The organism is Streptosporangium sp. NPDC051023 (assembly GCF_040689595.1).
In the GTDB taxonomy this organism is placed as follows: Bacteria; Actinomycetota; Actinomycetes; order Streptosporangiales; family Streptosporangiaceae; genus Streptosporangium.
In genome coordinates this window covers 90,468-110,485 of the sequence record NZ_JBFBCE010000020.1, presented here as the reverse complement: position 1 = coordinate 110,485, position 20,018 = coordinate 90,468, and the positions used below count along the sequence as shown (strand labels likewise).

18 protein-coding genes are annotated in these 20,018 nt (G+C 72.2%); 14 read left to right on the top strand and 4 right to left on the bottom strand.

Annotated features, from left to right (window positions below; all coding sequences use genetic code 11):
* Positions 1–71: 71 nt before the first annotated feature.
* Positions 72–3,308 carry a BTAD domain-containing putative transcriptional regulator gene (locus AB0395_RS15895; RefSeq protein ID WP_366281121.1) on the top strand — a complete coding sequence of 1,079 codons (3,237 nt, stop codon included), beginning with the start codon at positions 72–74 and terminating at the stop codon, positions 3,306–3,308.
* On the opposite strand, the gene AB0395_RS15890 is transcribed toward AB0395_RS15895, so the two are convergent.
* Entirely contained in the window at positions 3,293–3,994 is a 702-nt protein-coding gene (locus AB0395_RS15890) for a hemerythrin domain-containing protein (RefSeq protein ID WP_366281119.1), read from the bottom strand. The two genes, AB0395_RS15895 and AB0395_RS15890, sit on opposite strands and share 16 nt — an antisense overlap.
* Positions 3,995–4,108: 114 nt before the next feature.
* Here AB0395_RS15890 and AB0395_RS15885 point away from each other — a divergent pair, with 114 nt between their 5' ends.
* The 12 genes from AB0395_RS15885 (at position 4,109) to tsaD (ending at position 15,433) form a co-directional block, all read left to right on the top strand.
* Positions 4,109–5,077, top strand: coding sequence for a hypothetical protein (locus tag AB0395_RS15885; RefSeq protein WP_366281117.1), 969 nt, complete (start codon positions 4,109–4,111; stop codon positions 5,075–5,077).
* Between the two features lie 429 nt (positions 5,078–5,506).
* A complete protein-coding gene (locus tag AB0395_RS15880; protein WP_366281115.1) occupies positions 5,507–5,857 on the top strand; it encodes a holo-ACP synthase in 351 nt (116 codons plus the stop codon).
* A 206-nt stretch (positions 5,858–6,063) separates the two neighbouring features.
* A complete protein-coding gene (locus AB0395_RS15875; protein ID WP_366281114.1) occupies positions 6,064–7,662 on the top strand; it encodes an NAD(P)H-hydrate dehydratase in 1,599 nt (532 codons plus the stop codon).
* 233 nt (positions 7,663–7,895) lie between these two features.
* Entirely contained in the window at positions 7,896–9,011 is a 1,116-nt protein-coding gene (gene alr, locus AB0395_RS15870; protein WP_366281113.1) for an alanine racemase, read from the top strand.
* A 20-nt stretch (positions 9,012–9,031) separates the two neighbouring features.
* Positions 9,032–10,240, top strand: a complete 1,209-nt coding sequence (locus tag AB0395_RS15865; protein WP_366281111.1) for an alpha/beta hydrolase — start codon at positions 9,032–9,034, stop codon at positions 10,238–10,240.
* A 24-nt stretch (positions 10,241–10,264) separates the two neighbouring features.
* Complete coding sequence (gene tsaE / locus AB0395_RS15860) at positions 10,265–10,735, top strand: tRNA (adenosine(37)-N6)-threonylcarbamoyltransferase complex ATPase subunit type 1 TsaE (protein WP_366281110.1); 471 nt, start codon at positions 10,265–10,267, stop codon at positions 10,733–10,735.
* A gap of 170 nt (positions 10,736–10,905) precedes the next feature.
* Positions 10,906–11,571: a hypothetical protein gene (locus AB0395_RS15855; protein WP_366281108.1), complete on the top strand. Its 666-nt coding sequence runs from the start codon at positions 10,906–10,908 to the stop codon at positions 11,569–11,571.
* A 6-nt stretch (positions 11,572–11,577) separates the two neighbouring features.
* Entirely contained in the window at positions 11,578–12,129 is a 552-nt protein-coding gene (locus tag AB0395_RS15850; RefSeq protein WP_366281106.1) for a class F sortase, read from the top strand.
* 121 nt (positions 12,130–12,250) lie between these two features.
* On the top strand, positions 12,251–13,219 hold the full coding sequence (locus AB0395_RS15845) for an aminoglycoside phosphotransferase family protein (protein ID WP_366281104.1): 969 nt from the start codon (positions 12,251–12,253) through the stop codon (positions 13,217–13,219).
* 30 nt (positions 13,220–13,249) lie between these two features.
* Positions 13,250–13,960: a tRNA (adenosine(37)-N6)-threonylcarbamoyltransferase complex dimerization subunit type 1 TsaB gene (gene tsaB / locus AB0395_RS15840; protein WP_366281102.1), complete on the top strand. Its 711-nt coding sequence runs from the start codon at positions 13,250–13,252 to the stop codon at positions 13,958–13,960.
* A complete protein-coding gene (gene rimI, locus AB0395_RS15835) occupies positions 13,957–14,409 on the top strand; it encodes a ribosomal protein S18-alanine N-acetyltransferase (protein WP_366281101.1) in 453 nt (150 codons plus the stop codon). Before tsaB ends, rimI begins: the two co-directional genes overlap by 4 nt.
* On the top strand, positions 14,402–15,433 hold the full coding sequence (gene tsaD / locus AB0395_RS15830) for a tRNA (adenosine(37)-N6)-threonylcarbamoyltransferase complex transferase subunit TsaD (RefSeq protein ID WP_366281099.1): 1,032 nt from the start codon (positions 14,402–14,404) through the stop codon (positions 15,431–15,433). Before rimI ends, tsaD begins: the two co-directional genes overlap by 8 nt.
* 10 nt (positions 15,434–15,443) lie before the next feature.
* Here tsaD and AB0395_RS15825 read toward each other — a convergent pair whose 3' ends face one another.
* On the bottom strand, positions 15,444–16,502 hold the full coding sequence (locus tag AB0395_RS15825; RefSeq protein WP_366281097.1) for an alkene reductase: 1,059 nt from the start codon (positions 16,500–16,502) through the stop codon (positions 15,444–15,446).
* Positions 16,503–16,628: 126 nt separating this feature from the next.
* On the opposite strand from AB0395_RS15825, the gene AB0395_RS15820 reads away from it, so the two are divergent.
* Complete coding sequence (locus AB0395_RS15820; RefSeq protein ID WP_366281095.1) at positions 16,629–17,153, top strand: MarR family winged helix-turn-helix transcriptional regulator; 525 nt, start codon at positions 16,629–16,631, stop codon at positions 17,151–17,153.
* Between the two features lie 36 nt (positions 17,154–17,189).
* Here the strand turns inward: AB0395_RS15820 and AB0395_RS15815 are convergent, their stop codons facing one another.
* Together AB0395_RS15815 and AB0395_RS15810 are read right to left on the bottom strand one after the other, a co-directional pair.
* A complete protein-coding gene (locus AB0395_RS15815) occupies positions 17,190–18,464 on the bottom strand; it encodes a hypothetical protein (protein WP_366281093.1) in 1,275 nt (424 codons plus the stop codon).
* Between the two features lie 190 nt (positions 18,465–18,654).
* Positions 18,655–19,821: a class I SAM-dependent methyltransferase gene (locus tag AB0395_RS15810; protein WP_366281090.1), complete on the bottom strand. Its 1,167-nt coding sequence runs from the start codon at positions 19,819–19,821 to the stop codon at positions 18,655–18,657.
* Positions 19,822–20,018: the final 197 nt, after the last annotated feature.

Sequence of the window (20,018 nt, the reverse complement as noted above, 5' to 3'; positions counted from 1 at the left end):
GGGCGATCGCCGATGCCGCCGGGCTTCGCCTTGCCGTAAAGTCTGGGAGAACGTGCGAGAGCGGTAGGGCTGTGGACATCCGGATACTGGGGCCGCTGGAGGTCGTCGGCGACGACGGGCCGGTGAGCGAGGGTGCTTCGCCGAAGCTGCGCGCGCTGCTGGAGGCGCTCGTGTTGGCGGAGGGACGGCCGGTGGCGCCCGCCACGCTGGTCGAGCGCCTGTGGGGGGAGAGGCCGCCGGGCGAGGCACAGGCGTCGCTGCACTCGTATGTGTCGCATCTGCGGCGGCTGCTGGAGCCGAAGCGCCGGGCCCGGGCGCAGAGCCGGCTGCTGACGTTCGGCGCGATGGGATACACCCTGGCGGTCGACGCGGAGCAGGTGGACGCGACGCGGTTCCTGCGGCTGGTCGGGCAGGCCGAGCAGGCGGCCGGGCCCCCGGAGGTGGAGCGGCTCGCGGGTGAGGCGCTGCGGCTGTGGCGCGGCGAGCCGTACCAGACGCTGGACGACCAGGGTGCGGCAGTGGCCAGGGTACGGCTCACCGAGGCCTGGGAGCGGGCCCGGGAGCTGTGGGTGAGCGCGATCATCGAGCAGGAGCGCCACGGCGAGGTGCTGGGCGAGCTGGAGGCGCTGACCTTCGAGCATCCGCTGCGCGAGCGGCTGTGGGCGCTGCGGGCGCTGGCGCTGTACCGGAGCGGACGTCAGGGCGAGGCGCTGGAGGCGCTGCGCACGGCCCGCCGGATCCTGGCCGAGGAGCTCGGCATCGACCCCGGTGAGCAACTGCGCGAGCTGGAACGCGACATCCTCGGCCAGTCACCCGCGCTGCTTCCGCGGCGGCCGTCGCCCAAGTCCCCGGTGGCCGGACGAGGGATCACCGGCCGACGGGAGGAACTGGCCGTGCTGGACGCCCTGCTGGCGGCAGCCGCCACGGGCAGGCCCGGGTTCTCGCTGGTCACCGGGGAACCCGGGATCGGCAAGACGCGGCTGGCGGAGGAACTGGTGAGCCGCGCCAGGGCCCGCGGTTTCACCGTCGCGGTTGGGCGGTGCGCGGCGACGGAGGGCGCCCCGGCGTTCTGGCCGTGGGCGACGGTGCTGGAGCGGCTCGCCGACACACTGCCGCCACTGCCCGACGACGTGCGCGCCAACCTGCCGGGAGTCGGCTCGGCGACCGGAACCGACCCCGAGGGCGCGCGGTTTCGCACCTACGAGGCGGCGGCACGGGCGCTGACCGCCGGAACGCAGCCGGTGCTGGTGGTGCTGGACGATCTGCACTGGGCGGACCGGTCGTCGCTGCGGCTGCTCGGCTATCTGGCCGAGTACGTGCTGGACGGCAGGCTGGCCGTTGTGGGTACGGCCCGCGACCGTCCGCCACCGGAGGGTGTGCTGGCCGAGGCGTTCGAGGCGCTGGCGCGCCGGCAGGCGGTGCGGCTGCCGCTGTCCGGCCTGTCGGCGGCGGACCTGGCGGAGCTGACCCCCGAGGGCACGGACGCGCGCGCGCTCAGAGATCGCACGAATGGCAATCCGTTCTTCGTCACGGAGCTGATGCGTTACCTGGAGGCCGGATCACCCGGTCCCGGCACCCTGCCGCTGGGCGTGCGGGACGTTGTGCTCGGCCGGGTGAACCGGCTGCCCGAGCCGTCGGCCGAGCTGCTGCGGGTCGCGGCGGTGGCCGGACGCGAGTTCGACGTGGCCGTCGTCGCCGAGGCCGCCGGGCTCGGCCTGGACGCCGCGCTGGACCGCCTGGAGCCCGCCATGGCCACCGATCTGGTCGCGGAGGGGCGTCCCGGCCGATTCCTGTTCGTGCACGCGCTGGTGCAGGAGGCGCTGACCGAGGTGGTGCCGGTGCCGCGCAGGGTCCGGCTGCACGCCGCCGTGGCCGCCGCGATCGAGGCGCGGACCGGCGGCGCGTCCTCCGACCGGCTGGCCGCCGCCGCCCACCACTGGTTCCAGGCGATTCCCGCGGGCCACGCCACACGCGCCTGGCGGGCGGCCTGGCGGGCCGCAGAGGAGGCCAAGCGGCTGCGCGCCTACGACGCCGCCGTCGAACTGCTGGAACGGGCCGTGCGGGTGGCCGAGGACGATCCAGAGCCGACCCCGGCCGAGCGGATGGACCTGCTGTTCGCGCTGGCCGAGGCCAGGTTCGGGGCCGGTGACTCGCTGGGCCAGGAGGCCGAGCTGACGCGGATCCGCCGCCTGGCCGAGCAGACCGGCGACCGGCGACGCTGGATCGAGGCCGCGACCGGGTACGGCGGCCGCATCCTGCAGCCCTGGAAGGTCTACGGCGACCACGACTCCGACCTGGTGGCGGACCTGCTGAGACTGGCGGCCGACGAGGATCTGGAACCGCAGGCCCGCGCCCGGGTGCTGGCCTGCCTGGCGCTCCAGACGTACTACCAGCCGGGACGGGACCCGGCCGAGCGGGACCGGTGGAGCGCCGAGGCGGTCAGACTGGCCCGCAGGGAGAACGACGCGACGCTGCTGGGCCGAGTGCTGTTCGCCCGCTACTACGCGCTGCTCGACCCCGATTCGGTGTACCAGCGGCTGGAGGCGGCCGAGGAGATGGCCCGCGCCGGGCTGGAGGCGGGCGACGAAGAACTGCGCACGATCGGGCTCACCTGCCAGGGCGGCACGCTGCTTGAGCTGTGCCGGGTCCCGGAGGCCCTCGCCGTGCTCGCCGAAGCGGAGCGGCTGATCGGCCGTACCCACATGCCGTATCTGCGCATCATGCTCGGCTGGCTGCGGATCGGCGTCCTCCTCAACCAGGGCGACCTGGACGGCGCCGAGTCGCTGCTGACGGCCACCGCGGCCGAGCACCGCGCCACCTCGATGTGGGGTGCGGAGGCGACCGCGACCGGCGCGCTCTACCAGGTCGCGCTCACGCGCCTGCGCCGGGGCGAGGCGGACGTGCCGCAGCCGCCACTGGACGTCTCGCACCAGCAGCTCGTCAGGTTCAACCTGGACGGGTACGCGCACTACCTGGTGGTCAGCGGCCGGGTCGAGGAGGCCCGGGAGGTGCTCGGGCCATGGGAGCGGCAGCCGCCGCTGCCGCGTACCTTCGTCTACCTGTTCTGGCTGGTCATCCGCTGCGAGGTGTGGGCGGCGCTGGGTGACCGGTGGGCCTGCGCCGCGCTGTACGAGGAGGCGTCGCCGTACGCGGACCGGATGGGGATCTCCGGGCTGAGCATGCTGATATGGCCGGTCAGCCGGTCGCTGGCCCAGCTGGCCGAGGCCCTGGGCGACACCGAGGCGGCGCGGCGGCACGCCGGGCACGCCGAGCGCGTGGAACGCGAGCTGCGTCACCCCCACAGGTAACGGCCGAGCCGCTCGTACCGCCTGCGGGCCAGGGAGGAGAGCAGCACCATCGCCTTCGGCGACGTCCTTCGCAGCTGGTCCTCGACGTGGGGCGGCAGCTCGTAGGTCATCCAGCCGAGCAGCTTGATCAGCTTGCGGAGGCCGTACTGCTTCGTGATCGCCTTGTGGATCTTCTTGTCCTCGCGCGCCGTGATGTGGGCCATTATCAGCGGGATCCCCTCGGTCTCCTCATGTGCCAGATGCGCGCCCAGAGTGTCGGCCAGCGCGCGCAGGGCGGTCATGAGCCGGTCGCGTCCCTGCTCGGACGGGGCCGCGCCGAACGCCTGGAAGGCCTCGGCGCTCTCACCGATCCAGCGGTCGCAGGCCGCGTGCTCGGCCTCCAGCGCGTCGATCGTGCCGACCGCCTCCGGTGCCCGCTCCCGCAGCCTCGGCCAGATCCCCTCGTCCTCGGCGGTGTGGTGGTAGTGCAGCACGAACAGCACCCACATCAGGTGCTCGCGCAGGGCGCCGAGGCGCCTGCGGTCGCCGAGGTCGATCCGGCCGACCGCGGTGAGCAGATAGCCGAGATCACGGCGGAAGCCGTAGTGCGCCAGGTACATGTTGCTCATGTCGAGCGGCCCCGGCACCGAGGCGGCTTGACCGGGCAGCATGACCTGCGGGAGGTTCGGGTGGTCGGCGGTTCGCATCGTCGTGCTCCCTGTCGTCGGACCGAATGACGGCATCGTGTCCGCCCGCGCTTGGGAGATTCTGGAAGCCCGATCTCAAGAACGGCCCAAGAGCTCTCTGGCAGCGTGTCCGGCATGACGCTCACAGTTCCCGCCAGTGCGTTCCAGAGCTCCGTGGTATGCGCCTACACCTCGCTCACCCGGGACGAACGGCCGGTCACCTGGCCTGTCACCCCCTATCCCGGCGCCCATGGCACGATCGACGTCAGCACCGGCCTGGCCTACCCCGACAAGGCCGAGCGGGCGCGCCGGGATCCGCGCGTCGCCCTGCTGTTCGAGGGTGACCCGGTGGTGCTGGTGCAGGGTGTCGCCGCTGTCCGCGACGCCGACCTGCAGGCCAACGCCGACCGTTACGTCCGGGACTCCTTCGCCAAAATCCCGGACGCGATGTCGGGCATGCCGTGGTTCCTGCTCAGACGGTCCGTCTGGTATTTCGCCCGGATCTACATTGAGACGTCCCCCGAGCGGATCACCTGGTGGCCCGGGGGCGACCTGACCCGCACCCCGCTGACCTGGACCGGCTCGGCAGACACCACGCCCGCTCCGTCCGGCCCTGCTCCGTCCGGCCCTGCTCCCTCCGACCCCGCCCCGTCCGGCCCCCGTCTACCCGGCCGCTCGACACCGCCCGCCGACTGGCGCCCCTACGCCCGTCGCGCGCTCGGCCTGGGCCGTCCGATCGTCTCGATGGTGGCCGACGGCATGCCCGTGACCGTGCCCGTGCGCGACTTCGCTCCCACCGGTGCGGGCTACGACCTGCGCCTTCCCGTCGGTGTGCCGGCGATGCCCGGCCCCGTCTGCCTCACCTTCCACAAGCACGACCCCGGCATGCGGTGGCAGGAGAACGTCGTGCTGCTCGGCACCGCCGAGCCCGCGGCCGACGACCGGCTCACCGTCGTGATCGACCGCGCGCTCCCCGACTGGAGCCTCCCCGAGAACCCCTTCCAGCGCGTCCGCTCCCTCCTCACCCACGGCAGGCAGCTGAACCGCAGGATCCAGGCCGAGGCCGCTCGCCGCGCCCAACCGGTGCCGAAGATCCGTCGATGAAGCCAGGCCGGCGTCCCGGACGACCACCGCTCCCGGGAATGGCACAGGCTGTCCTCCGGCACGGCCCGGCCGACGCAGGACCCGGATCCGGCCGGCCTTCAGCCCCTGCATCGTCCGGGAGAGTCCCCGCCCTCGCCTCGTCGGGGACGACGTCCGCCGGATCGGTCTCGCGCGGCGGCGCGATCATCGCGGAACGGGTGTCCACAGCCTGTGGATAACATCCATGGATTGCCAGAGCATAAAAGGGGGAAAGAGGGCGAACTGGCTTGGTGGCTCCCCAACAGCCTCCCATGGATTTCTGAGACGTCGCTCCCGCGCGTCCCAGGGGGAGACGGAGCCGGGGCATCCTCCCCAGGGCGTCGCTTTCGTGCGTCCCAGGAGTGGGAGGCGAGCACCCGGACGTTTCGGCCGTGGCACTAGCCTGGAGCCGTGATCGTGGGCATCGGGGTCGACGTCGTGGACGTGGCACGGTTCGAGGCGTCGCTGGAGCGGACCCCCGCACTACGGGCCCGGCTGTTCACCGAGAACGAGCGCGGGCTGGCCGTACGGTCCCTGGCCGCGCGGTTCGCGGCCAAGGAGGCCGTCGCCAAGGCGATCGGCGCCCCTCCGGGGCTGAGCCATCTCGACGCCGAAGTGTGCTCCGGCGCGTACGGCAGGCCGGAGCTGCATGTCAGCGGCCGGGTGGCCGAGGTCGCCGCGACCCTCGGTGTGACCCGGTGGCACGTGTCGCTGACGCATGACGGAGGCGTGGCCATCGCCTACGTGATCGCCGAGGGCTGACCGGACGGACGTGATCGCCAGGTTGGCCGGACGGGGTGTGGTCACTGGGGCCGGGCAGGTGTGGTCGTCGGGTCCGGGTGGGCGTGATCACCGGGTTGGCCGGACGGGAGTGATCGCCAGGGGCTGGGTGGGCGTGAGCGCCGGGTCGGCCGCGCGTGCGGGGGCCGGAACACGTGCCGGTGATCGGCACGGGATACCGTCGGACCATGCTGACCGCATACACCTCCGACCAGATCAGGGCGACGGAGTCGACGCTGATGGCGAGGCTGCCGCACGGCACGCTCATGGAACGGGCCGCGACCGGACTCGCCGTGACCTGCGCCGCGATGCTCGACGGCGTGTACGGCTCGCGCGTCGTGCTGCTGATCGGCTCGGGTGACAACGGGGGCGACGCCCTCTACGCCGGAGCGCGACTGGCCGCCAGGGGGGCCAGGGTCGACGCGGTGCTGGCCGGAACCCGGGTCCACGAGGCCGGGCTGGCGGCCCTGCGCCGGGCGGGGGGCCGGGTGACGGACACCCGCGCCGCGTCCGCGGGCGGGAAGGCCGCACCGGTCTCGGCGGACGGGGCGACCTCGCGTCCGGGAGGCGACGGGGTGACCTCGCGTCCGGGAACCGCGTCCGGGGACGGGCGGCCCTCGCGTCCTGAGGCCGGGGGCGGCTGGGGGGAGGCGGTGCGCGTGCTCCTCGGGAAGGCCGATCTCGTTGTGGACGGCCTGGTCGGGATCGGCGGGGCGGGGGCGCTGCGCGAGCCGTACGCGACCCTCGCGGACCTGGCCTCCGACGCGCCCTGCGCGGTCGTCGCCGTCGACGTGCCGAGCGGAGTCGACGCCACCAGCGGGCAGGTGGCGGGAAGCGCGGTAAGGGCTGATGTCACGGTCACGTTCGGCGCGTACAAGGCCGGGCTGCTCGTCTCCCCGGGCGCGGGGCACGCGGGCCGGGTCGAGTTCGTCGACATCGGGCTCGGGCCGTACGTGCCGGAACCCGAGGTGACCGCGCTGACCGGCGCCGACGTGGCCGCGCTGCTGCCCAGGCCGGACGCGCGCTCCGACAAGTACAGCAGGGGCGTGGTCGGTGTCGCCGCGGGAGGCCACCGTTACACCGGGGCCGCGGTGCTGGCCGTCGGCGGGGCGATCAGGGCGGGAGCGGGCATGGTCCGCTACGCGGGGGTCGCCGAGCCGGTGGCGCAGGTGCGCGCCCGCTGGCCGGAAGCCGTGATCACGGAGCTTGGGGCGGGGCAGGGGATCGATGGGGTCGGCCGGGTCCAGGCGTGGGTGCTCGGGCCCGGGCTCGGCACCGACTCCGAGTCGCTGGCCATCGCCCGTTCCGTGCTGGACAGCGACGTCCCCGTGCTCGTCGACGCCGACGCGCTGACACTGGTCGCCCAGGACAGGTCGCTGCTGCGCCGTACGGCTCCGGTGCTGCTCACCCCGCACGCGGGAGAGCTTTCACGCCTGCTGGACGTGCCCAGGGAGCGGATCGAGGCGGCCGGTCTCGACCACGTACGGCGGGCGGCGTCGGAACTGGGCGTGACCGTGCTGCTCAAGGGCTCGACCACACTGGTCGCGGAGGACGGTCTGCCGGTCAGGGTCAACCTCACCGGCAGCCCCTGGCTGGCCACCGCGGGCACCGGAGACGTGCTCGCCGGGCTCGCCGGGGCGCTGCTGGCCGCGGGACTCAGCCCGTACGACGCGGCCTCGTGCGCCGCGCACCTGCACGGGGTCGCCGGTGGCGACGGCCCGCTGTCCGCCTGGGACGTCCTGGAGGCCGTCCCGGCCGTGATCAGGTCGGTCGCCCGCCGCCCGTAGAGCCAGGAGAGGAATGCGAGGAGGCACGGGAGTTTTCGGCGAGTCTTCTGGGGAGTTTCGGCGGGCGGTGTGGGCGGCGGGCGGGGCCTGTCGCGCGCGCTTTTCCGGCATCCGGCGTGACCCTCCCGGCCTGGTCCGCACGGAGTCGTCGTGCCCCTGACCACGGCCCCCGAGGGATGGCCGGGGCAAGGGCAAGAGCGCTGACCTGGGAGACTGGGGAAATGAGTTTCCCGATGACCCCTGCTGAGGCGCGGGTGGACCTCTCTGCCATCAGGGACAACGTCGCCCTGCTGGGAGAGCGCTCCCCCGGTGCGGAGACCATGGCCGTGGTCAAGGCCGACGGTTACGGCCATGGGCTGGTCGCCTCCGCCACGGCCAGTTTGGAGGGGGGCGCGACCCGGCTCGGCACTGCCTACCTCCGCGAGGCCCTGGCACTGCGGGCCGCCGGGATCACCGCGCCGATCCTGTCGTGGATCATCCCGCCCGGCGAGCCACTGGACGAGGCGATCGTCCATGACGTCGAGCTGTCGACGGGCGCCGGGTGGCTCCTCGACGCGATCGCCGAGGCGGCCGGCCGTACGGGCAGGGTGGCCAGGGTGCACCTGAAGGCGGACACCGGCATCTCCAGGGGCGGCGCGTCGGTCGCCGACTGGCCCGCGCTGGTGGACCGTGCCATGGCCAGGCAGGCGGAGGGGACGATCGAGGTCGTCGGGCTCTGGTCGCACTTCGCCTGTGCCGACATCCCCGGGCACCCGGCCATCGAGACCCAGCTCAGCGTGTTCGACGAGGCGTTGGCCATCGCGGAGAAGGCGGGCGCCGGAGGGTCGCACGTCATCAGGCACATGGCCAACTCGGCGGCGCTGCTGACGCTGCCGCAGGCGCGCTACGACATGGTCCGCCCCGGCCTCGCGGTCTTCGGCCTGAGCCCCATCCCCGAGATGGGGGACTTCGGGCTTCGCCCCGCGATGACCCTGGTGGCGCGGATCGCGATGGCCAAGCGGGTGCCCGCGGGCACGGGCGTGTCGTACGGGCACACCTACTTCACCGAGCACGAGACCACGCTCGGCCTGGTCCCCCTCGGGTACGCAGACGGCATCCTGCGGCACGCGACCAACGTCGCGGAGGTGCTGGCGGGCGGCAGGCGGCGGCGCGTCGCGGGACGGGTCTGCATGGACCAGTTCGTGATCGACGTCGGGGACGACCCGCTGGCCGAGGGCGACGAGGTGATCCTGTTCGGTGACGGTTCGCTGGGTGAGCCGACCGTGCAGGAGTGGGCGGATTCCCTTGGCACGATAACGCATGAGATTGTGACCAGGATCGGTTCGCGGGTTCCACGCGTTTACCGGTGAGACGCATGTCAGGGGGTCGCATGAGCACTACCGCACGGCGCAAGGTCGGCATAGCGGGAGCCATCGTCGGCGCCGCGTCCGCCGGAGTGGCCGCGGCGGCCCTCGCCAAGCGGTACGCCGTCGGACGCATCAGGCTCCGCCCCGACCTGGAGATGAGTGAGCCGCTCGGCGAGCTGCGCGGCAGGCCGGTCACGGTCACCACCTCGGACGGTGTGTCCCTCTACGCGGAGGTCGACGGCGCCGAGGACGCCCCGCTGACCGTCGTGTTCTGTCACGGCTACACGCTCAACCTGGACTCCTGGCACTACCAGCGGCGCGACTTGCGCGACTCCTACCGCCTGGTCCTGTGGGACCAGCGTTCGCACGGGCGTTCGCCCCGCACCGCCGTCGACGACGCCACGATCGACCGGCTCGGCGACGACCTGGCCGAGATCGTCGAGGCGCTGGTGCCGGGCCCCTGCGTCCTGGTCGGCCACTCCATGGGCGGCATGACGGTCATGGCGCTGGCCGACCGGCACCCCGAGCTGTTCGGCGACAGGATCAAGGGGGTCGCGCTGATCTCCACCTCGGCCGGCAAACTGGCCGAGATCTCCCTCGGGCTGCCTGCGTTGCTGTCGAGGGCGGTGCACAAGATCACGCCGGGTACGGTGTCCATCCTGAGCCACGGCGGCGCGCTGGTCGACAAGGGGCGCCAGGCGGGCAACGACGTCGCTTTCCTGATCCTGCGCCATCTCGGCTTCGGCGACCCGAAGAACGTCAGCCCGACGGTGGTCGACTTCGCCGAGTCGATGATCCGCTCGACGCCGTTCGAGGTGATCGCCGACTTCTATCCCGCGCTGATGTCGCACGACAAGCTGAGCGCGCTCGATGTCCTGGACGACGTGCCGACCTCTATCATCGTCGGCGACAAGGACTGGCTGACGCCGGTCGAGCACAGCAGGGCCATGGCGGCGGCGCTGCCGCGCGCCCAGCTCACCGAGGTTCCCGGAACCTCACACCTGATCCAGCTCGAACGCCCGACCGTCGTCAACGACGCGCTGCGCGACCTGATCAAGCGGGCGGCGGCCGAGGGAAACGGGTCCGCGCGGCCGTCGCTGGACGTGACGGAGCCGGACGTGACGGAGCCGGACATGATGGAGCCGGACATGATGGAGCCGGACATGATGGAGCCGGAAGTGACGGCGCCGGAAGAGGCCGAGCAGTCAGAGACCGGCAAGACCGAACAGTGAGAGATCGGCAGGAGTGACAGAGCAGTGAGAGTCGTGGCAACCGCGGAGAAGATGCGGGAACTGGGCGTCGAGCTGGCCGGGCTGCTGCGCCCGGGAGACCTGGCGGTGCTGTCGGGGCCGCTGGGCGCGGGCAAGACGACCCTGGTCCAGGGGATCGCCGACGGGCTGAAGGTGCGCGGGCCGATCACCTCCCCGACCTTCGTCATCGCCCGGGTGCACCCCTCGCTGTCCGGCGGCCCCGCGCTGGTGCACGTCGACGCCTACCGCCTCGGCGGCAACCTGGAGGTCGACGACCTGGACCTGGACGCCTCGCTCGAAGACTCGGTGACGGTCGTCGAGTGGGGAGAGGGCCTGGTCGAGGGCCTCGCCGACGATCGTCTGGAGATCCTCATCGAGCGTGGTGAGGCCGGTGGGCCCGGCGAGCAGGGTGAGCCGGACGAGGAGCGGACGGTACGGCTGCGCGGGATCGGCCCCCGCTGGGAGGGCGTTGTCTGATTCACCCCCGTAGACGCGGGAATCCTGGCACCCTGGCACTACGCCCCACTTGATATAGATCATCGAGACCGAAGATCGACTCTGGCGGGTATGCCCATGTTTAATGGGTAAAAGGCGGGAAGTTATGCCGGGCGAGGGTCGTCGGCCGGACTGCGAAGTGGAGTGCGACGGTGCCAAGGGTCAAGCGTGTCGCGGTTCTGGGGGCTGCCGCCCTTTTCGGCGTGGCCGGATGTACGGCCCAGGCCAGCTCGGGCGGCCCGGAGGCGAACGCCTCACCCGCCGCCCAGCAGACGACGATCAGCAGGCAGGACATCGAGGTCCAGCTCCAGCCTGCCCGCGTCAAGGCAGGACAGAAAGTGTGGGTGCTGGCGAACTGCCCGATCCCCGAGGGCGGTCCCGAGCATCGGGGCACCGCCTCCTCCCAGGTGTTCCGCGCCCCGGTCACCCTCGACCCGATCCTGGCGACTCCCAGCCCCGCGGCCTCGGCGACCAGCACGCCGACGGCGCGCCCCTGGGTCCGTGGCCAGGCCACCGTCGCGGAAAGCGCGAAGGCGGGCGTCTACGACGTCAACACCAGGTGTGAGGGGACCAACGACACCGGCAAGGCCAGTCTGAGGATCGTGGCCGATGCGGGGTCGACGTCGGAGCCGACCTCCAGGTCCAGGCCGACCCGCACGGTCATCAGCACCCACGGTCCGGGCACCGGCGGCGGAGGCACCGCGGCGGGCGGTCCGCATGACGATCAGGGCATGCCGTTCGGTGTCACCGGGACCCTGCTGGTCGTGGCCCTCGCGGGCGGCGCCGGGTTCATGATCGTGCGTCGCCGCCGCTCGTAGTCCCCGATGGCAGAATCCTCCCGCTGGACACGGATCGTCGTGGCCGGACTCGTCACGGGCTTCGTCATGGTCGCCGTCAACAGGGGGGTCAGCCAGGACACGCCGCCCGCGCGCGCGTCGGTCGTGCCCAAGCGCATCGACATCCCGTCACTGGGCATCAAGGCGCCCCTGATGAAGCTCGGCGTGACGAACGGCCAGATTGAGCTTCCGCCGTTCGAGAAGCCGGACACGGCGGGGTGGCTCAAGGAGAGCGCGGTACCCGGTGACCCCGGGTCCGCGGTGATCCTCGGGCACGTCGACACCAAGACCGACCCCGCCGTCTTCTACAAGCTCAAGCAGATGCGGGCGGGGCAGGTCGTCAAGGTCGAGCGGAGCGACGGCAAGGTCGCCCAGTACCGGGTCGACTCCCTCGAACAGGTGAGCAAGGATCACTTCCCCGCGGACAAGGTCTACCTCGAGGACGGCCTGCGGCTCATCACCTGTGGCGGGAGCTTCGACTGGGACAAGCACGAGTACCGCGACAACATCATCGTCTACGCGACCCTCGTCAAGTCCTGACCCGCGGCGGAAGGCCGGCGCGGTGAAAGGCTCGCGCGGTGGAAGGTCTGCGCGGCGAAAGGCCCGTGTGGCGCCCCAAAACCTGTCGCTTCCAGCCGCGGGTCTGGGTGATCATGCTGGGATGAGCGATGTCAGCGCGCCTCCCGCGGCCGGAGTGCGCCTGCCCTGGCAGGCCGTTCCCTCATGGATCCACGAGGCGGTCGAGGACCATCTCGGCGCCCCGGTCGCCGAGGCCGTGACCCAGGCCGGCGGGTTCTCCCCGGGCGCCGCCGTACGGCTGCTGCTGGCGGACGGCCGCCGCGCCTTCGTCAAGGCGATCGGGCCCGAGCCCAACCCGGAAAGCGCCGGCATCTACCGCGCCGAGGCGCGGATCTCCGCCGCGCTGCCCGCGGAGGTGCCCGCTCCCCGGCTGCTCGCCTCCTTCGACGCGGACGGCTGGGTCGCGCTGCTCTTCGAGGACGTGGACGGCCGGATGCCCACCATGCCGTGGGACGCGGGCGAGCTGACCCTGGCCGTCGAGGCGGTGGTACGGCTCGCCGAGACGCTCACGCCCTCTCCGCTGGCCGCGCCGCCCGCGGCGGAGGCGCTCGCCGGGATGTTCGACGGGTGGCGGTCGCTGGCGGCGGCGCGCGACGCCGGGGACGACCTCGCGGGGCTGGACCCGTGGGCGGTGCGGAACCTCGACGCGCTGGCCGCCCTGGAGAGCGGATGGGCCTGGGCGTCGGAGGGCGGGACACTGCTCCACGGCGACATCCGGGCGGACAACCTGCTGTTCACCGCGACCGGGGTCAAGGTCGTCGACTGGCCGTGGGCGTTCATCGGCCCGGCCTGGTTCGACCTGCTCGCGATGCTGCCCAGCGTGCGGATGCAGGGCGGCCCGCCGCCCCAGGAGATCTTCGACCGGACGGCCGGGGACGCCGACCCCGAGGCGGTGACCGTCGTCCTGGCGGCGCTGGCCGGGTTCTACGTCCGGAGCGGTCGCGGGCCCGAACTGCCGGGCCTGCCGACGCTGAGGCCGTTCCAGCGGGCCCAGGGGGAGACCGCGCTGGCCTGGCTGCGGGTCAGGGCGGGGCACCGGATGGCGCGTTGACCGTCGGCGAACGGGCTAGGCTAACTGTTCGTGCTGGTCCTGGCCTTTGATACCGCTACCCCCGCCGTCACCGCAGCGCTGCACGACGGTGAGAGGGTCCTCGCCGAGTCGACGACGGTTGACGCGCGTCGCCACGGTGAGCTGCTCATACCCACGATCCAGACGGTCCTGCGGGAGGCAGGGGCCTCACTCGCCGACGTCACGACCGTCGTCGCGGGCGCGGGTCCCGGCCCCTACACCGGGCTGAGAGTCGGCCTGGTCACCGCCCAGGCCCTGGCGACCTCGCTGGGCGTCCCGGCCTACGGCGTCTGCACGCTCGACGCCGTCGCCTACGGCAGCGGGCTGGCCGAGCCGTTCCTGGTGGCGACGGACGCGCGGCGCAAGGAGGTCTTCTGGGGCCACTACGAGGACCGGCGGACCCGTCTTTCCGGGCCGTCCGTCGACAAGCCCCAGGACCTGCCCGCGGACATCCCGCTCGTCGGAGCGGGCGCGCGGATGTACGCCGAGGTCGTCGGCGCCTCCCGCGTGCTGGACGCGCCCGAGTACCCCTTCGCGGGGGCGCTGGCCGCGCTGGCCGCCGAACAGCTCGGACAGCTCGGCCAGCTCGGGCGGTCCGGTGAGCAGGACGTCAGGGAGGTCGTGGAGAGCGGCACGCACCCCGTGCTGAGTCTGCCCCGCCCGATCTACCTGCGCCGTCCCGACGCCCAGGAGCCCTCGGCTCCGAAGAAGGTCTCCACATGACCCCGGCGCTGCGCCAGATGACCCTGGACGACCTGCCGGCGGTGATGAAGCTCGAACGGGAGACCTTCCCCCACGACGCCTGGAGCGAGGGCATGCTCCGCGGCGAGCTGGACGACCAGCCCAGGACCCGGCACTACGTGGTCGCCCTGGTCGGTGCGGAGATCGTCGGCTACGCCGGGCTTTCCGCGGCGGGTGACCAGGCGGACGTGCAGACCATCGCCGTCTCCGAGGGCCACAGGCGGGCCGGGATCGGCGGCGCCATGCTGACCGAGCTGCTGGCGGAGGCCGTACGGCGAGGCGCGCAGTCGATCTTCCTTGAGGTGCGCGCGGACAACCCCGAGGCGCAGGCGGTCTACGACCGGTTCGGATTCGAGCGGATCGGCGTGCGCCGCCGCTACTACGAGGACGGCACCGACGCGATCATGATGAAGAAGGACCTCAATGCGTGACGAACCCCTGGTGCTGGGCATCGAGACCTCCTGTGACGAGACCGGGATCGGCATCGTCAGGGGGCACACCCTGCTGGCCAACACGATCGCCTCAAGCGTCGAGCAGCACGCCCGGTTCGGCGGCGTCGTGCCGGAGGTCGCCTCCAGGGCGCACCTGGAGGCCATGACGCCGACCGTCGAGCGGGCGCTCGAGCAGGCGGGCCTGCGCTTCACCGACATCGACGCGATCGCGGTCACCGCGGGTCCCGGCCTCGCGGGCGCCCTGCTCGTCGGCGTCGCCGCCGCCAAGGCCTACTCGCTGGGACTTGGCGTGCCCCTGTACGGCGTCAACCACCTGGCTGCCCACGTCGCCGTCGACCAGCTCGAACACGGCGCCCTGCCGAAGCCCTGCATCGCGCTGCTGGTCTCCGGCGGTCACTCCTCCCTGCTGCTGGTGCCCGACGTCGCCAAGGAGGTCATCCCGCTCGGCTCGACCGTCGACGACGCGGCGGGGGAGGCCTTCGACAAGGTGGCCCGGGTGCTCGGCCTGCCCTTCCCCGGCGGCCCCCACATCGACCGGGTCGCCGGAGACGGCTCCGGCACGGCCATCGCCTTCCCCCGGGGCAAGCACGACGACGGGACGCTCGACTTCTCCTTCTCCGGGCTGAAGACCGCCGTGGCCCGCTGGGTCGAGGCCAGGGAGCGGTCCGGCGGGACGATCCACGTGCCGGACGTGGCCGCCTCCTTCCAGGAGGCCGTGGTCGACGTGCTGACCCGCAAAGCCCTGCAGGCGTGTCGTGAGCACGACGTGCAGGACCTGCTGATCGGCGGTGGCGTCGCGGCCAACTCCAGGCTGCGGGCCCTGGCTCAGGAACGGTGCGACGCCGCAGGCGTACGGCTGCGCGTCCCGCGCCCCGGCCTGTGCACCGACAACGGGGCGATGGTCGCCGCGCTCGGCTCCGACCTGGTCGCGGCCGGGATCGGTCCGTCCCCGCTGGACATCCCGGCCGACTCCTCGCTGCCGATCACCACCGTCCACGTCTGACCCGAAAGGCCTACGCCGGGTGCAGGGCGAGCGTCGGGTAGTCGGTGTAACCGGTGTGGTCGCCACCGAAGGACTTGCTGAGGTCGGCCTCGTTCAGCGGTGCGCCGAGGCGCAGGCGCACCGGCAGGTCGGGGTTGGCGATGAACGACCTGCCCAGCGCGACCAGGTCGGCGCCCTGGCCGAGCCAGTGGGCGACCGCGGCCGACGGGTCGCTCTTCGTGGGGTCGTTGACGACGAGCGCGTGCGGCCAGAGTGAGCGGATCCGCCCGTCCAGCTCGACCGAGCCGCCCGCGAGGTGGTGCAGGTAGACCAGGCCGATCTCGGAGAGCTCCGACAGCAGCGCCGGGTAGACCTCGTGCGCGTCCTCCTCGACCAGGTCCTGGGAGCCGGTGGCGGGGGAGAGCCTGATGCCGACCCGGTGCGCGCCGATCGCGTCGGCCACCGCCCGCGCGGTCTCGACGGCGAAGCGAATGCGGTTCTCGACGGACCCGCCGAAGCGGTCCTCGCGCAGGTTGGCGTTCTGCGACAGGAACTGCTGGATGAGGTAGCCGTTCGCCCCGTGCAGCTCGACCCCGTCGAATCCGGCGTCGATCGCGCGGCGGGCGGCGTCGGCGAAGTCGCCGATGGTCGCCTCGACCTCCGCGGTCGACAGCTCGACGGGGGTGGGGATGTCCTGCATGCCCTTCGGGGTGAAGAGCTGTGCCGCGGGCCGTACGGCGGAGGGCGCGACGGGGGTCGCGCCGGTGTTGTCGGGGTGGCCGATCCGCCCGGCGTGCATGATCTGGGCGAAGATCCGGCCGCCCGTCGTGTGGACGGCGTCCGTCACCTCGCGCCATCCGGCGACCTGCTCGTCGGTGTGCAGCCCCGGTGTGTCCATGTATCCCTTGCCCGCCGGGCTCGGTTGCGCGCCCTCGGAGATGATCAGACCGGCCGAGGCCCGCTGGGCGTAGTACAGGGCGGTCAGCGTGGAGGGGATGCCGGCGACGTAGGCGCGTGAGCGGGTCATGGGGGCCATGACCAGGCGATTCGGCAGTTCCAGTCCGCCGAGCTTGAACGGCGAGAACGGCATGGCGACTCCTTCTGATCAACATGGTCGGCTAACTTGGGCGACCAACTTGGTCGGCCAATGGCTAATTTCTACAACTTGGGTGGCCAACTTGCAAGCTGTAGGCTGAGTCAAGAACAGGAGGCTGAAATGACGGTTCCGTGGGTGGACGAGGACATGGAGGTCGCGGCCTGCGGGGGAAGGGGCGACAGCCTGAACTGCCTGATCGCCCAGACCACGCGTGGTCATCGCACGCTGCTCGCCGGTCTTCTGGCGGAGCTCGACCTGTATCCCGGTCAGGAACGCGCGCTCGCGGTGCTCTGGGAGCGGGGCCCGCAGCCACAGAACGTCCTGGCCAAACTCATCGGCATCGACATGTCGACGATGACCAAGACCCTGCAGCGCCTGGAACGCAGCGGGTTCGTCAGCCGCACCCCCAACCCGGCCAACCGCCGCATCAGCATCGTGAGCACCACCCCGAAGGGGGACGCGCTCCGCCCCGACGTCGAACGGGTCCTGTCCGAGCTCCACAGGCGGATGACCCACGGGTTGACACCCGCGCAGACCGACGAGCTGTTCGCCCTGCTGGGCGTGGTGCGGGGCAACCTGTGCCGTGAGGTGGTGCTGAACATCGGCTCGGCCTGCGATCCCGAGCACTCCGACAACCTCCGCTGAGGCATCCGGGGCAGCCGGGACACACCGTGCGCGCGGTCAGTCCTTGTCGTTGCGGACGGGACGCAGCAGGGCCTCCGCGAGGGCCAGCATGGTCTCCTCAAGGGCGCCCAGGCGGCGGGTGAGGTCGGCGCGGGCTGGCTCCATGGTCCGGGTCAGGGCCTCGGCCAGCTGCTCGCGGTTCGGCTGGGCGCGGAGTGTCTCGGCCAGCGGGACGAGCGCGGAGCGGGCCTGGGCGACGCACTCCTCCAGGGAGTCGAAGCGTTTGGCGTGGTCGTCGGCCTGGGCGCCGAGGAGCGTGCCGATGCTTCTGTGGACACCGCCGATGTCCAAGGTGGCCGCCAGCCTTCCCAGACGCTCCCCGACGTCCGCGAGGTGCGCCTCCAGGCTTCCGAGACGCTCCCCGACGCCCGTGACGTGCCCCTCCAGGCCGCCGAGACGTTCTCCGCCCTCCGCGGCGCGCGTTTCCAGGCTCGCGAGGCGCTCTGCGCTGCCGTCCAGCGCGCGCAGGCGGGAGTCGACGGCCTCGATCCGTCCCGTGACCCGCCCCTCGATGTCGTCGAGGCGTTCGTCGAGCGCGTCGAGCCTGGCCGCGGTGAGGCCCGCCTTGGCGTTCACCTGCTCGACGACGGCGAACAGGCGCTCCACCGCGCCGCCGACGGTCTCCTTGACGTCGGCCGCCAGCTCCCGCATCCCCGTCTCGAGGCGTCCCGCGCGCTGGGTGAGCTCGCCCATCGCCCTGTCCAGGCGGGTGAACCGGCCCGCCGCCGCCTCCATGCCCGCCTGGACGCGACCGAGGCGTCCGGCGACGTCGCCGACCAGGTCGTCGGTGCCCTTGGCGCCGTCGGCGATCGAGCGCAGCAGGACGAGGACCTCCTCGACGTTCTCCCCGACGGCACCGACGTCGGCCCACAGGCTCGGCAGCTCGCCGAGCGGGACGACCCGGTCACGCACCGACTCGACGCCCCGGCCGACCGCGCCGACGCGCTCGCCGACGGCGTCAACGCGGTCGCGGACCGCCTCGACGTGCTGGGCGAGGCCCTCCGCCCACTCCGGGGGACGGGCGGAGATGTCGTCGAGGCGGCCGTTGACGGACTCCAGCGTGCCGCTCAACCCGCCCAGCTCACGCTCCCTGACCTCCCGCAGCAGCCACTCCATGCCCTCGAGGCGCCGGCGGATCTCGTCGAGCACCGCGTCCTGGCTGCGCTGCTCGTACACGTGGTCCTGGGCGGCACGGGCCAGGAGTTCGCGCATCCGGTCGGAGATGGCGGTCTGGCTGCCCGCCTGGAGGAGGGTGTGGTCGGAGTGATCCACAGAAGGCTCCTTCACTCGCCGGCGGTCGGCCACGCGGTGGGGTTGGTACGGCTCGCTGACGAACGCGGTCGAACCGCAGGCGGGGAGAACTCCCGCGCGGCAACCCTAGCCTCTGGCCCAGGGTTTTTCTGGGTCGAATTTAAAAGATCGTGGTTGCCGGTGAATTGTTTGGATCTTCCCTTTTGGTGGGTCAAGAAGGGGTGCAGATCAGGGCGAACGGCTTTTCTATGATCCGCGTCAGAATGACGACCGCGGATTCGCCGCCGGAGAGCCGCAGGTCCTTTCTCAGGCGTTCGACATCGACCGCGGAACCCCGTTTTTTGATCGTCGCGTTCCCCACCCCGCGCTCGCGCAGCGCCGCCCGCAGCCGCTTGAGGGAGAAGGGCAGCACCTCGTGGACCTCGTATCGGGACGCCCACGGAGTGCGCGCCGCGGCGTCCCCGGTGATGTAGGCGATGTGCGGGTCGAGCAGGTGCCCGCCGACCTCGGCGGCGACCTCCGCGACGAGATGGGCCCTGATCGCCGCGCCGTCGGGCTCGTAGACGTAGCGGCCGACGGGGCCGTGGCCGGCCTGGCCGAGCGCGGGATCGGGGGTCATCGTCGCGCCGGACGGCAGCATCGTGGCCCTGCGCCCAGCCCCGCCCGCCAGCCCGCCGAGCCAGATCACCGCCTCCTTGACCTCGCCCCGGTAGGAGACCCACTCGGTCTCCGCGTCCTCGGGGATGAACTCGTAGCCGATGCCCGGCGCGACCTTCAGGCAGGCCGACTCCGCCCTCGCCGCCATGCCCAGCACCTGCGGCCACGGCGGCGAGTACGCCATCGGGTCGAAGGTCCTGCCCCGCGCCGTACGGCGGGCGGGATCGGCGAACAGCACGTCGAAGGCGGACGGGTCGACCGTGGCGGCGTCGGCCGCGCGGACGCGGACCCGGTCGCCGAATCCCAGGGCGTCGGCGTTCGCCTGGGCGACCGCGGCGGTGAGCGGGTCGGCGTCGACGGCCTCGACCACGCATCCGGCCCTGGCCAGCGCGAGGATGTCCCCGCCGATGCCGCAGCAGACGTCGGCGACCCGGGAGCCGGACGGGATGCGCCCCGCGCGGTGGTCGGCCACCTCGCGGCGGGTCGACTGCTCGAGGCCGTTCTGCGTGAAGTACATCAGGGCGGCGTCTGCGCCGAACTTCTCGGCCGCGCGCCTCCTGAGCGTGGCCTGGGTGAGAGCCGCGGAGGTCAGGGTGGCGTCGTAGGACTTCCTGAGCCGCGTCACGGCCGTGACCGGGTCGTCACCCGCGAGCTCGGCCGCCGCCCCCAGTGCCTCCTGGCCGCGCGGCGTCAACAGCTCCCGAAATGCGTCAAGGTCCACAGCACCCGACGCTACCGCCTTGGCGGGGGCGGGCAGGCCGGGGAAGACGCGGGAACGGTTCTGTCGCCCGGAATCACAGGCCGGGAGGAAAGCTCGTCGACGGACAGTGCTCCGGCTGGACGGAAATCAAAAGATCTTCAGGATGAATGGCGGAAGACGCATTTGTCCATAAAGATTTGCCGTGTATCCGGCTGATC

Excerpts from the sequence above, each read along its gene's own strand:
- AB0395_RS15890 (WP_366281119.1), bottom strand. The coding sequence starts at position 3,994 with ATGCGAACCGCCGACCACCCGAACCTCCCGCAGGTCATGCTGCCCGGT.
- AB0395_RS15875 (WP_366281114.1), top strand. The coding sequence starts at position 6,064 with ATGCTGACCGCATACACCTCCGACCAGATCAGGGCGACGGAGTCGACG.
- rimI (WP_366281101.1), top strand. The coding sequence starts at position 13,957 with ATGACCCCGGCGCTGCGCCAGATGACCCTGGACGACCTGCCGGCGGTG.
- AB0395_RS15825 (WP_366281097.1), bottom strand. The coding sequence starts at position 16,502 with ATGCCGTTCTCGCCGTTCAAGCTCGGCGGACTGGAACTGCCGAATCGC.
- AB0395_RS15885 (WP_366281117.1), top strand. The coding sequence starts at position 4,109 with ATGACGCTCACAGTTCCCGCCAGTGCGTTCCAGAGCTCCGTGGTATGC.
- AB0395_RS15850 (WP_366281106.1), top strand. The coding sequence starts at position 11,578 with ATGGCAGAATCCTCCCGCTGGACACGGATCGTCGTGGCCGGACTCGTC.
- AB0395_RS15845 (WP_366281104.1), top strand. The coding sequence starts at position 12,251 with ATGAGCGATGTCAGCGCGCCTCCCGCGGCCGGAGTGCGCCTGCCCTGG.
- AB0395_RS15820 (WP_366281095.1), top strand. The coding sequence starts at position 16,629 with ATGACGGTTCCGTGGGTGGACGAGGACATGGAGGTCGCGGCCTGCGGG.
- AB0395_RS15865 (WP_366281111.1), top strand. The coding sequence starts at position 9,032 with ATGAGCACTACCGCACGGCGCAAGGTCGGCATAGCGGGAGCCATCGTC.
- tsaD (WP_366281099.1), top strand. The coding sequence starts at position 14,402 with ATGCGTGACGAACCCCTGGTGCTGGGCATCGAGACCTCCTGTGACGAG.
- alr (WP_366281113.1), top strand. The coding sequence starts at position 7,896 with ATGACCCCTGCTGAGGCGCGGGTGGACCTCTCTGCCATCAGGGACAAC.